Origin of the sequence: Actinoplanes teichomyceticus ATCC 31121 (assembly GCF_003711105.1) — a bacterium.
Taxonomy (GTDB): Bacteria; Actinomycetota; Actinomycetes; order Mycobacteriales; family Micromonosporaceae; genus Actinoplanes; species Actinoplanes teichomyceticus.
The window spans coordinates 866,568-879,293 of the sequence record NZ_CP023865.1; the positions used below are offsets into that span (position 1 = coordinate 866,568).

The window sequence follows — 12,726 nt, forward strand, 5'->3', positions numbered from 1 at the left end:
ACTCTCATTCGGGTATCACTTGGGGTTCTTGGCCCACAGCAGTATCGCTGTCCCGCCCGCGACGCGATGGCAGCCAGGCCGAACCGCTATGTACCGGGACATCCCAGCCGCAAGCGAGAACTTCTGGAGTCGTTCCCGGCCGGACCGTTCATGTCCGCCATGGACTTGATCGAAGACCGGCATTTCACGGTGGAACAGGCTTTGCGCGCCATCGGGGAGCGGACGGATCGTCCGGTCCACGACGGGATCATGCAATGGACCAGGCATGCGGTGCGCGGGTATGTCGACCGCTTCGGCGACAATCGCGAGCAGCTGTTGCCGTTACGAGGCCGATGGACGCACCGAACCCGGCTAAGCGTGCCCGATGACCGTGGCGCCCGTACCTACGAGATCAATGTTTGGGGTCGCTGCTATACCTCCTCCGATGGGGAGACTCGCGAGCTGCGGTTAATCGCCAACCGCCGGAATACACGGGTCAGAGCTGAGGCGGAGATCGCCGTAGCGGCCATCGTCGTCGCGCGAGGCAAGCCGGGGCCGACCCCAAAGCGGATTCGGATCCGGCAGTTCGGGATGCTGGAAGGGAGTGTCGACCCGATATTCGACGGTACTGTTGCGGACGCGGAGGACATGTACCGCCGACACGGGCGCAAGGCGCTCGGGGCGATCGTCGACAGTCAGGAGTATCGCCCCGGAGCGACGTGTGCGGACTGTCAGTTCGCTGTGGTGTGTCCAGCCTTGTCCCGCGCACCCGGCCTGCTCGGTATTGCTGATCGCACGCGTCCGCGGCGCAGTTGGTCCCCCACCAACGCACGGTCATATCGGGCTTGTCCGGCGCGAGCGCATCTACGCCAGCATCGCCTCCCGGTCGAGGCAGCGGTCGAGCGCAGCCCCGCTGCCGAGCGCGGGCGAGCAGTGCATGCGTCCTTGGAACGCTGTCATGCGCGCGGCGACAACGATCCGTGCGCGTCGGAAGTTCCAGCGAACTGGGCGCCTCCGCCATTCGACCTGCCGGAGTCCGAGCGCGAACTGGGCCGGCTGCTGCTTCGGCACCACGCCGATGTGTGCCCGCTGCGCCACGCCACCGAGGTACGGACCGAACCGGACCTGGTCTACGACGACACCGACTCCGACGTGGTCGTTCTCGCAAAACCAGATCTGCTCTACCAGGAACGGGGAACCTGGGTCTGGCGCGAGGTCAAGACGTCGGCGAGCAACCGACGCCGGGCCACAGATGTCTTGGCTGAGTATCCCCAGTTGGCTCTCGGGGTCCTCCTTCTTGCCCGGGGCGCCTTGGGCGGTGGCCGTGGACGAGTTGAGCTGGAGGTGCTGCGGCCCGGTGGCGCGGATCTGACAATGCTCGACCCCTTCACCGTCGGGGTCCGGGAAAGGGCAAAGCGAGTGCTGTTGGAGCACGTTCGAGCATGGCACGCCGATGATCACTTTACGGCCGTACCAGGTGCTGAATGTGGTCGCTGCGAGGTATCTCGGTGGTGCTCGGCCCGGGTGGCGATTGGGGCATGAACGAGGAGGAAGGCATTCGCCTGCTCAGCACGGTCGCCCGGGCAATGCTCGAACTCTCGGAGTCCAGTATCGCGGGGGCGATCTCATTGCCGTACCCACCCCTGGCGCAGCACACCCTGGATCGGATCGTCCGCTTGTGCCTGGAGCGATCTGAACCTCCGCCGACCGGCATTCCTGACCTGGTGAGTTGGTGCACGCGACGGACGCCCAGCGAATGGCCGTTTCCGATTGCGGCAGGCAGGCTCCGCCCCGGAGCACTGCTCATCGATCCGGCCGTACGCAGACCCACCCGCACCTGCTTCGAGTTGGCCGGGGATGCCGCTCCTGCAGCCCGTGAAGCAGTTCGACAACTCGCCACGACCGTCGACGCGTCAAGTTCGACGCAACGTGCCCGCAACTTCCTCATCGACCACCCGGTCGTGACCGATGGCCTGGTCCGCCGCGACCTCGTCGCGATGGCGACCTGGAAACGAGTCAAGGGCCTCTATGAACCCCCGGCCAAAGGGTACTTCTCCGATCGTCGCGTTGGGAGGTGCCCGACGTGTGGTCTTCTCGCACATCTTGTAGGCCCGCGGGTCGATTGGTGTGAAGGTGAACTCTGCCCGCGAGACAAGCCTCCTGCCCGATATCGGGCGGAAGAGCACGTTCGGTTGTTGATCGCTCCGCTGCGACTATTTCTAAGCCTTCCTGGTCGCACGGAGCGGCAGTTAGGCGAGAAACTCGCTGCGATCGGTGCTGGGTTCAGACTCGTCGACCCCATCGAGGGAACGCATGAACTGGATCGGCCGCTGCGCGGCAAGCGCATCGTCCACGTCGCCGACCGGATCGAACCCGGACTGCTGGCGATCGACGCGCTGCGCTGGCCCGATTCGCTGGTCGTGGTGCCGCAGAGGCTCTTTGACCGGGTCGCTGACTACCGGGAGACCTTCGCCGACGCGGTCGGTGCCGCTGCTGACATCACTCTTCTCTCAGACGACGAATTGGTTGGTCTGGCGGTTGATGCACGGATGGGAAAAGACGATGCGTGATGCCGAAACCGTGCTCGGTCCCGTGCTGGACGCGATGGCCGAGACAGCTGCCGTTCCTTTGATGACCAGGGCCGAGTTGATATTGCTCTGCGAGGTCGAGTTAGGTCTGTACCTCCAGCGGAGGCTGATGCGGGACGCGCCGGTGTCTGACACCTGGCCGTTGTTCAGCGGGTACCCATTCGCTCAGGCTTGGGGTGTTGCCGACGCTGACCGGGCACTTCAGGCCGCACGTTATACCTTGTGGCCGTATACGCGGTGGGTTGCCTGGGATGAGCTTCTCGACCAGTACTCCGATTTCGACCCGAGGCTGCGCCTGTTCGATGTGACCGATCGGGCCGCTCCCGCCGTCCTCCAGGCGCCACTCATCGCACCGGGCCGAATCGAACAGTACGACCAGCTGATCCGGGAAGCTCCACCGTTCAAGCAATTGCCCCTGGCGCCCGCGCAGCCCGGACGCCATCGTTTCCAGGTCGGGCAGACGGAAGTCGTCGTCACCCTGCCGGAACACGGATCGATTCCCCCTCGCCCGCATGATCTGGCGCTGGCGCCGATGGGCACCGGCGCCCCGCTGACCTTCAACCGGACCGATCTCGAAGCGACAGCCACCGCAATGGACCTTCGGGAGCCCCAAGATTGGGCCGGTCGCCTGCGCCGGACCGGCTTCGTCACGGAGAGCGACGAGCGGTTTCGGGGCAGCGACACCTTCTCCGTAAACCGGATTCAGCATCTTCTCGGCATTGTGGGCGCGGGCAAGAGCACCATCCGTGACATCATCACGATCCACCTCGTCCAAAAGCATGACATGCGAGTAACGGTCGTTGTCGGCGACGTCGCCGAGGTGCTCAAACTTGTCGACCTTTACAACAGGCACCTCGGAACGGGCGTAGCCGCTCCATTGATCGGCGCCACCGGACGCGAGGAACATGCGCAGCGGCTGCACCGGCGGCTGGCGAGCCGTGGCCAGACCAGTCTCCTGGCGCACGACAATCCCGGTTTTCAGTACCTGTCCACCTCCTGCGTCATCAATACGCTGCTGTCCCCGGAGCTAGATCCGCTGCCGTACGGGGAGGCACCATGCAGCACCCTTTACGCTGCCAGGCCGAATGTCCGCCGAGTCGGCGCCGAGAGTTGGGTCCGCAACCGGGCGGCCTGTCCGTACTGGGAGGAATGCCCAAGACAGCACAGCGCGCGAGCGCTCGTTGAGGCTCGCATCTGGGTCACAACGCCGGCGGGCCTGATCCAGGCGTCGGTGCCCCGGCCGCAGAACGGGGAACGCGTCCGCTACCTCGAACTCGCTTGTCGGCGCAGCGACTTGGTGATCGTGGACGAGGCCGATCGGGTTCAGATGCAGCTCGATCAGATGTTTGCACCGTCCGTAACCCTCGTGGGTACAGCGGGCAGTGGCCGCTCCCTGCTCGACGAGTTGAACACGCACCGGATCCAGGAACTCGCTGCTGCCGGGCGGAGGCAGCTGTCTGTTCGCGCTGTTGCCGACTGGACCGCTGCGGTCAATGTGGTCGTTACCGCCACCGACCGGCTTTATGCAATGTTGGTCGGCAGCCGTGAAATGCGTGACTGGGTCAGGATCGGCCACTTCAACGCATGGTCACTTCAGCTGCGGCTGATCGACGAGCAGTACCCGGACAAGGATCAGGGCCTTGAGGCTCGCAGAAGACTCACCGAAATGCTGGACGCGTTCCGGGACGACCCGCTGGGTGACGAACGAGATCCGGGTACCGATACGGATCTGATCCGGCTGGCCGAGGAGCTATTGCACACCGGCCGCCCACGTCGGACGCGCGCTCGCCTCCGTTCTCTCGTGACCGAGCTGTTCCGCCTCGGCTCAGAGCGGACCGGGGCGGAATCCCCGTCCGCCGAGGGTGACGATGACGATTCCGTGTCTCTGCGAGAACAACTGGACCGAGTTTGTCCCCGATTTGAATTCACCCTTCTACTGGCCGTCCTGGAGCGAAAGCTTTCCATGGTCAATGCCATGTGGCCACGGGTGCAGGCCGTACTTCGTCTCGAGTTCAACCAGATGTACCGAGGCCCTGACGACTACCGTCCGATCATCCCCGAATCTCCCATGGGCAACGTGGTCGGCTTTCAATTCGTTGTCAATGGCCCCGACCGAGATGGAGTGCAGACGGGGGAACTGCGATTCTTCCGCTGTATCGGGGTCGGGCGTGAGCTCCTACGCGCCATGCCGGGTCTTGCTGAAATCGACGGCCGCCCGCCCACCAACGTCCTGCTGATGTCGGGCAGCAGTTGGGCAGGTACATCGAGTCGCTATCACATTGCGGTCCCCGTTGGTGTCATCCTGCGGCCACGACCGGATCCGGCGGTCACGGATCTCGGCGCATCGCCGTCTGACCCCAAACGGCTGGACATCACCGACACTGCGATGCGCTTCGAGTTCTTCCACGTCGGTAACGAACCTCTCGCGGTCTCGGGTAGCCGGCCCGGCGAGCGTGAGCAGGTACTGCGGCGGATAGCCCGCCGGCTCGGCGAGTCGATGGACGGCGAAGAGAGCCGACTGGAGCAGGAGTTGGGTTCCCTCCCGGAGGAACGGCGGCGAATTCTGCTGCTTGTCGGTAGCTATCACGAGACGGCGGTCGTCGCCGACGAACTGCACCAGATCAGTGAACGATGGCGGAACGGCAAGGTTGTACGACTTGTGCCCGATCACGACGACACCATGGAGATCGACCCCGAGGACGATCGCCATGCCCCGATCCTGCGCCGCGGCGATGTTGACGTACTGGAGCAGAGCGGAGCGGACATCCTGGTCGCGCCGCTGCTTGCGGTCGAACGGGGGCACAACATCCTGAACGTGCACCAGCAGGCTGCGATCGGAACGGCCTACTTCCTCGTTCGGCCGAATCCCCGGCCGGACGACATCTTCCTGGCCGTCCACGCGGTCAACGACTGGATCGTGCGGTCCATGGACAAGGGCGCATTCACGAGTTGGGTACGCGGCGAAGACAGTCTCGACCGAGCTGCCCGGAAGGTTCGTCAGTTGGCACGCTCAAAGTGGTACGCCGTCCTCGCCCGTTCGCTTGCTTGGAGCCGGCTGCGCGAGGACCGGGACAGCGTTACCTGGGACTTGTTGGTTCTCATGTGGCAGGTTATCGGGCGCTTGGTACGCGGCGACGTGCCCGCCCGGGTCGTTTTCGTCGACGCAGCATTCGCGCCCGGGCGTGCCGGAATCCCCGGTCAACCTGACACGAGAGAGACGAGCCTGCTGAGCAGTGTCCTGCACGTGCTGCGGCCGTACTTCACCGAGGGCTCGACCGTGTCGGACCATGACCGATTCATCGTCGACTCCCTCTACCGGCCGCTTTGGCTTGCACTCTCCCGATGCATCGAGCAATCCCCGGAAAGGAACTGAGGTGTACCAACTGCTCCGTCCCACCGCTTACGAACCCGACCCGGATTTCGCTCCGTGGGAGGAGGACCTCCACGTCATCGCCTTCAGCGAGCAGTGGCGCACCCAACTGCTGCAGCTCGACCGCCTGCGACACCCGAAGCGCGACCGACCCTTCACTCCGCATGTCAAACAGCTCAACGCGTTGTTGCGCGCGATGGCACCAGGTGTCGTGGCTACCGGCCGTCACGCAGGCACCAACTCGGAAGTTCCTTGGATCTATGCTTTGTCACCAGTCCCCGAAGATGTCGTCGCACCCCTGGTGACCGCGTGGGTACTCGGCGGATACGCCGATGAGGAGCGGGCTATCGAGGTGCTCGGAGCCATGTACGACACGGTGCCCGCGTGGACCACCGATCGCGTGCAACTCGGAAGCGCCGCGCTGTCATCGGGCGGCACTGCCGTTCCGGAGCGTCGGCTGTATTCTCTGGTGCCCGATGTCCTCGCGGCCCGGCTTGCCGCGCGTCGATACCGGCCGGCCGGCCTCGATCGGGACATCCGATTCCGCGTGGTCGACCGTGATCAGGGCACCCAACTAGTGTCTTGGCCACCCCAGCGGTATGCGGCCAAAGGGCGGGAATGGTTCTACTCTGCGTCTATCACGATCACCCTACATACCGCTCCGTTTCGCCCCGGCTACCGTGTCCATGTCGAAAGCGGCATCCGGAGATGGACGACCAATTCCGCGATCGACGTGTTCGGCAGCCAACCGGTCGGCGTGATGCTTGATGTGCCCCTGCCGTGGGCAGAGGCGACCAACATGCGTGCTGCGCGCCTGATCACGCATCAGATCGGCTACCGGCGGGACCTGCGCCGCGTGGATTGGCTCCGGTACAGCCCGGCCCATTTACTGCCCGACCTTGACATCATGCGGACATTCCCGGACGCGATGGACATCATTCGGGAGCCGCGCACCTGGTTGGAGGGACGAGATGCGGTTGCCGCGGGTGTCATTCACCGCAACGGTAGAACTGATCATGAGGTCGAGGCCGGCTTCTTCCCCGGCGAGCGCGCGTTGCTCGACGGATGGGTCGAGGAGGGACTTCGGCCTCTGCTGCGCCGGGCACCGGATCTCGAACGTACCCTCGAGACACACAAGCCGCAGCTGTTCAAAAAACCACCTAAGTCTGCGGATTCTGAGGTGCAGACTGCGGCGACCCAGACGATCGCGGCCGCCAGGCGAGAGGCGCTAGCCGCGTGTTTGGCCGGCAAGCCGCTGAATATCGACATCCTGTGGCAATTCTCGACAACCCGTAAGCAGTTGCTTGCCGCGTTAGCCGATGTGCTCGGCTTCCCTGCCAGAACCGATCATGACCAGCATGATCAGGAGTGGCATTTCCGTGGCCTGCACATCCGGATCCGATCGGCGGAACTCGGTAAGCTCGGTGCCGCACTCGACCTGTCCAGGCGAGGTGGTCTGACCGCGGCAGCGACCCTCGGTGAAGGAATCAGGGCACGCCAGGCAGCGGTAGCGGAGCGCTTCGAGTCAAATCCGGACGGCACGAGTATCACCTTTGCCGAGATCAATCCCAAAAAGCTATATCCCGACGATTCGGATCCGAAGTTTGCGCTGCGGCTCGGATTCGCAGCCACCGGCCGGCTCACGAAATTCCTCGTCGCGGAGAAAACGGCCGGCGAGATCCCGCCGGACAAGCTCCGTTGGACCGTCCTGGACGGGCTGCGCCAACTCGGAGCGGTCACGGTTCCCGATCGAAGAGTCGGAGCCGCGATCCCCGAGGACTTGCAGTACGTTGCGCTCTGGGTGGTGCGACGTCGACGCGGTGGCCCCACTCGTACCGCCGGAGAGCAGCTCGTCGCGGTACGGATGCGCCCCGGTGATGATCCGCACCCGATCACCGGATGGGACGAGGACAGGAAGGATTGGGTGCCGTACCCGCAGTTGCTGCTCAAGCTGGCAAGGCAGGTCGAAGTCGTTGCGGCCGACGACGACAATCGACATGGGCACCAAGAGCGGACGCCGCAGGAGCAGCGCGAGGATATTGAAAGACACATTCGGAACATCCTTTTCCGGATCAGGGCCGAACCGACGCTCCTGCTCGGCAACGCCGCAAATCTTCGAAGCTCCTGGCAGTGGCTGAGCAACGGCTCCCTCACCATCGATCAGCTCGGATTCGGCGGAGACGAACCGCAGCGTGTCGCGGTCTACGGCCCCGATCTGCGTTTCGTCCTGACACGCGACAGCGCTGGTCGTGGCGAGGTGCCGCAGTGGTATGCGCCAAGTCACGGCGAGCGTTCAGCGGGCTTGACGACGGGCTTGTGGAGGGAGACTGACGGATTGGCCGACAATAGGGTCTTCGTGAGCCTCACTGATAAGCCGCACACCGCCAAGCAGCCCAACGGCACGATGAAACTCGGGCCGCATCCGGACTGGCCGAAAGGGCCGTCCGTGCATGCTTGGAATCCGCAGTACCTGGAATTACTTGTGGTGGGCTGCCTGTCCGAAAAGGCGCTCGCCGATGCAGGTCGAGATGGCATCGAACCGGATCAGCCGTCGTCCTGGGCCGCTGTAGCGCACCAGCTGCGTTTCCATGACGACTATGTCCCGCTGGCGCGTCCGCTGCCTATGCACCTGGCCAAACTGGCTGAGGACTATGTTCTGCCGGTTCCTCCAGAGGAGGCAGAAGGCTGAGCATTCCTAACCTCGGTGGAGCGGGTTGCGACGTGGCGTAGGATGAGATGGCCCGCATAATCGCGGTCGTCAAGGACAAGCTGTGCGTCGCTTGGACAAGATTCTCCACGTCTTCGAGGTCGCGAACGCACTCACCGCGGCGAGGGTCGCCGGTCCTTTCGCCATCATCGTGGCGCTGTCGTCCAAGTACGACAGCTGGTTGCCGGTCAGTGGTTAGAAGAAGGCAGCCGTTGCGGTCGTCGATGGTTAGGTCGGGTGTACATCGGTGTGTCAGTTCAGGCTGGGTGACCCGGGCGCCTTCCACCGTGGTCAGGGTCGGCCTGTGGAGCGCTGAAATGTCGAGTGTCCCGCGCACCGAAATTCCGGCCAGGTTTACGAAGGTTCGGGGACGGCGGGCGGCCAGAGTGAAGTTGCCCCGGAACTTGGTGCCGGCGAAGGAGGCAGCTGCCGTCATGTCGGCGAAGCGAAGGTCCGCGTCTGCCATGAATACCGTCCCGTCGAAGACGACGGTACGGACCCTTACGTTGTCAAATGCAGCGCCCGTCGCGAAGGTAACCCGCGTGCACTCCATGCTGCCGTTGATATCGGCCATTGTGAAGTTGGCCTGGCCGTTGAAGCGCGCGCCAGTCAGGTCGAGTCTGGCACTGAACTCGGTCAGCATGAACGACGTGGCGCCCTCGAAGGTCGTTCCCACGAAACGACCCGTCCTGAACAGGCAGGATGTGAGGTCCAGGTCGTACACGGTCGCTCCGCTTAGATCGATGGAGAGGTCCAGCCAGTGCAGGTCGCCGGGATGTGACAGCTTGTCCCGCAGGACGGTGATGACGGCACGAGCTGTCGCCCCGGCGGGATGTCCGCTCTGGGTGGGAGTGCCCTGCCCACGAAGCTCGACACCCGCGTCGGCACCATCGACGTCGCCATCCCGAAACTGCGCTCCGGCTCCTACTTCCCGGAATGGCTGCTCGAACGCCGCAAGCGGGCCGAGGCCGCCCTGGTCAGCGTGGTCGGGACCTGCTACCTGCTCGGCGTCTCCACCCGCCGGATGGACAAACTCGTGCAATCACTGGGGATCACGTCATTGTCGAAGTCGCAGGTGTCACGGATGGCCGCCGACCTCGACGAACAAGTCTACGCGTTCCGGACCCGGCCCTGCACGAGTCCGGGCCGTTCACCTTCGTCGCCGCCGACACCCTGACCATGAAAGTCCGGGACAGGGCCGCGTCGTCAACGCCGTCGTACTCGTCGCGACCGGCGTCAACGCCGACGGGCACCGCGAGGTTCTGGGCGTCAAGGTCGCCACCAGCAAAACCAAACAGGCCTGGAACGCGTTCTTCGCCGACCTGGTCGCCCGCGGCCTCACCGGTGTCCTGCTCGTGACCTCCGACGCGCACGCCGGCCTGGTCGACGCGATCGCAGCCAACCTGCCCGGCGCCGGCTGGCAGAGATGCCGCACGCGCTGGAGCTGTATCAAATCAAGTTGGCGTGTCGCCGCTGCTTGCGTCCCGCAGCACTGTCGCGGAGCGGTAGCGGATATCGGCGGGTGTGGGTTGGAGGCCGGCTTGGTCAAGCAGTGGTCGGATGTCGATGAGGATGCTGCCGATGGTCCGGGGGCCGACCTTGAACAGGTCGGCCAGGACTTGCCGGGTGCAGACTCGTCGCTGGTAGAGGATCGCGGCGAGGACCCGCTCGGGGTCGGTGAGTTTCTGCTTGAACACGCCGCCGCGGGTGCCGGGCAGGGGATTCCGGCCGCGACGGTGGTAGCGGCGATGTTCGACCTGGGCGTTGTGCGGTAGTCGGAGTCGGTCCAGCAGGGCGGTCAGCTGTGGGCGGGTCATCCCGGTCAGCCGGGGATCTGTCAGTAGATCGAGCAGTACCTCGGCGGGAATCGGCGGGGTACTGCCGTCCAGGAAGTCGAGGAGCTGCGAAACGCTGTTGCAGCGTAGCTTCGTTGGGATGACGGCATATTTGTGCTGTTCCAGCAGGGTGCGGGTGTCGGCGATGGCGTTGCCGATCGAGGTCGGGTTGACGGCCAATAGCTCGGCGAGGACCTTCTGGGAGCAGATCTGCCGGAGATAGATCAGGGTGACCAGGACGCGGTCGGCTGCGGTCAGCAACATGGTGGCTCCGGCTCCGGGTGCTCGTTGGCGAGGGCCGCCGCGCTGGTGGTAGCAGCGTTGTTGGATCTGGGCGGCTTGGTCGCAGGTGAGTCGGTTGGCCAGCTGGTCGAGATCATCGCGACTCATGCCGGTCAGCCTCGGGTCTGCCAGTGACTGCAGGTGATGGGTTCGGGTCTGCAATGCGGCGGCGCTGTCGGCGGCGGGTGCAGTGGCCGTGTCGGGGGCGGGTGGTCCGATGGTGTAGTTCCAAGCACCGTGCCAGGCATGAGCGGTGATCGGCAGGGCCTGGAGTTGGGCGGCGGTGATCGAAATACCGAGCGGATAGCCACGCGTGTCGAGGCTGGCGTTGATCCGCAGTCCGGTGCGGCTGGTCGTGGCGGCGATCGTCTGCACGACGACTTCGTGGCTGGTCAGGGGTCGGCCGCGCCAGTTCATGGTGATGTGGCTGAATAGCCGGTGCTCGATATTATTCCACTTGGAGGTGCCGGGTGGGAAGTGGCAGACCGTGATGGTCAAGCCGGTCTCGGCGGCCAGGGTGGCGAGTTCGGCTTTCCAGAGCCGGAAGCGGTAGCAGTTGGATCCTCCCGCATCGGCGGTGATCAGCAGCCGGGTGGCGTGCGGATAGTCCAGGCGGCCGCGGCCCTGCCACCAGCGGCGGATCGAGGCGACCGGGAACGCCGCGGTGTCGTGATCGACGCCGACGTTGACCCAGCCGGTGTCCTTGGCCAGGTCATAGACGCCATAGGGCAGAGCGTGCTCAACCTGCGGGCCGGCGAAGAAGCTGTGGTCGACGACCTCGACCGGATCACCGCGAGGACGCCATTCCCTGCCGCCAGCCGGGAGCAGGCCCAAGTGCTCCTTCTTCTTCGCATCCACGCTGATCACCGGTTCGCCGGCCTGCTGATGATCCTTGACCTGCTTGTTCACATAGCCGAACTGGGTGTCGCGGTCGGGATGTTGCTTGCCTTCAAGGGTTTTGGCGTTGGCCTGCAAGCTGAAGCCGTTGCGGTGTAACAGCCCCCCACTGTCGCCGCCGAGATCGGATGTCCCTGCTTGGTCAACTCGTCGGCCAAGTGGCGTAACGACTTCGTGGTCCACCGCAACGGCGACATCGGATCCCCACGCTCGTCCGGCTCGACCAACGCTAACAAGGTCGGCAAGAGCAAGGCGTCGTGCTCGGTCAGCGGCTTGCGACCGCCGCCCGCCCGACGGACCCGGCCTGGCGGCAGGGGGTCTTCGCCGGCTTCCAGCTCGAAGACACCGCCCGCACGGTGGTCTCGCTCACGCCGGCTGCTCGGGCAACGGCCCGGACTCCGCCGTGGCCGAGAAGCCGCGCTTCGACGGCTAATGACAGTCGCCGCTGTCGCTCGTTGAGGTGCGGACCCAGCGCCTCGTGACGCGCAACGATTTTCCCCAGCACTTCTGCACCGACTGCCATACAAGACCAACGATGGATCGTTTCCATCTCCACGGCTTGTTTCGATATAGCTCCACTTCGCCGCGAACTTCATGAGCGTGTGCCCGAAATCGGCGTGACCGGCGGTCAAGACCATGCTGCACTCGGTCTACGACCAGCCCGACCCGCAATCAGTGCACGCCCAGTTCGACAAATTCCTCGACACCACCGCCGTCAGCCTGCCGAAAGTGGCCGCCTACCTCGACGCCGCCCGCGCCGACCTGCTCACCTTCACCGGCTTCCCGCAGCAGATCTGGCGCCAGATCTGGTCGAATTGTGAGGATCAACCCCAACGAACACCTGAATAAGGAGATCCGCCGCCGCACCGACGTCGTCGGCATCTTCCCCGACCGCGACGCCGTCACCCGCCTCGTCGGCGCCGTCCTGGCCGAACAACACGACGAATGGACCGAAGGCCGCCGCTACTTCGCCCTCGACATCCTCGACCGCGCCCGCAAAACCCCCGCCACCGGCCCCGGCCAACCCGAACTGGAAACCGCCAGCAAGCTCTAACCAGCACAACTCGA

Annotated in this window: 5 protein-coding genes and 3 pseudogenes; 6 read left to right on the forward strand and 2 right to left on the reverse strand. The window is 64.6% G+C overall.

Annotation, left to right across the window (positions count from 1 at the left end):
* Positions 1-159: 159 nt before the first annotated feature.
* Genes ACTEI_RS04020 through ACTEI_RS04035 form a run of 4 tightly spaced genes read left to right on the forward strand, consistent with a single transcriptional unit; the run spans position 160 to position 8,626 of the window.
* Positions 160-1,521 carry a PD-(D/E)XK nuclease family protein gene (locus ACTEI_RS04020; RefSeq protein WP_203723590.1) on the forward strand — a complete coding sequence of 454 codons (1,362 nt, stop codon included), beginning with the start codon at positions 160-162 and terminating at the stop codon, positions 1,519-1,521.
* Positions 1,518-2,549: a pPIWI_RE_Y domain-containing protein gene (locus ACTEI_RS36710; protein WP_145831117.1), complete on the forward strand. Its 1,032-nt coding sequence runs from the start codon at positions 1,518-1,520 to the stop codon at positions 2,547-2,549. Before ACTEI_RS04020 ends, ACTEI_RS36710 begins: the two co-directional genes overlap by 4 nt.
* Positions 2,542-5,940, forward strand: coding sequence for a pPIWI_RE_Z domain-containing protein (locus tag ACTEI_RS04030; RefSeq protein WP_122976408.1), 3,399 nt, complete (start codon positions 2,542-2,544; stop codon positions 5,938-5,940). The genes ACTEI_RS36710 and ACTEI_RS04030 overlap by 8 nt, the downstream gene beginning before the upstream one ends.
* A 1-nt stretch (position 5,941) precedes the next feature.
* Positions 5,942-8,626, forward strand: a complete 2,685-nt coding sequence (locus tag ACTEI_RS04035) for a pPIWI_RE module domain-containing protein (RefSeq protein ID WP_164465827.1) — start codon at positions 5,942-5,944, stop codon at positions 8,624-8,626.
* Here ACTEI_RS04035 and ACTEI_RS36715 read toward each other — a convergent pair.
* A complete protein-coding gene (locus tag ACTEI_RS36715) occupies positions 8,559-9,368 on the reverse strand; it encodes a pentapeptide repeat-containing protein (RefSeq protein WP_145831116.1) in 810 nt (269 codons plus the stop codon). The genes ACTEI_RS04035 and ACTEI_RS36715 overlap by 68 nt on opposite strands.
* 144 nt (positions 9,369-9,512) lie before the next feature.
* Here ACTEI_RS36715 and ACTEI_RS38870 point away from each other — a divergent pair.
* Positions 9,513-10,089: pseudogene (locus ACTEI_RS38870) on the forward strand (IS256 family transposase); the annotation flags it as partial.
* A gap of 882 nt (positions 10,090-10,971) precedes the next feature.
* On the opposite strand, the pseudogene ACTEI_RS39270 reads toward ACTEI_RS38870, so the two are convergent.
* Positions 10,972-12,181: pseudogene (locus ACTEI_RS39270) on the reverse strand (ISAzo13 family transposase); the annotation flags it as partial.
* Between the two features lie 53 nt (positions 12,182-12,234).
* On the opposite strand from ACTEI_RS39270, the pseudogene ACTEI_RS04050 reads away from it, so the two are divergent.
* Positions 12,235-12,712: pseudogene (locus tag ACTEI_RS04050) on the forward strand (transposase); the annotation flags it as partial.
* Positions 12,713-12,726 lie beyond the last annotated feature (14 nt).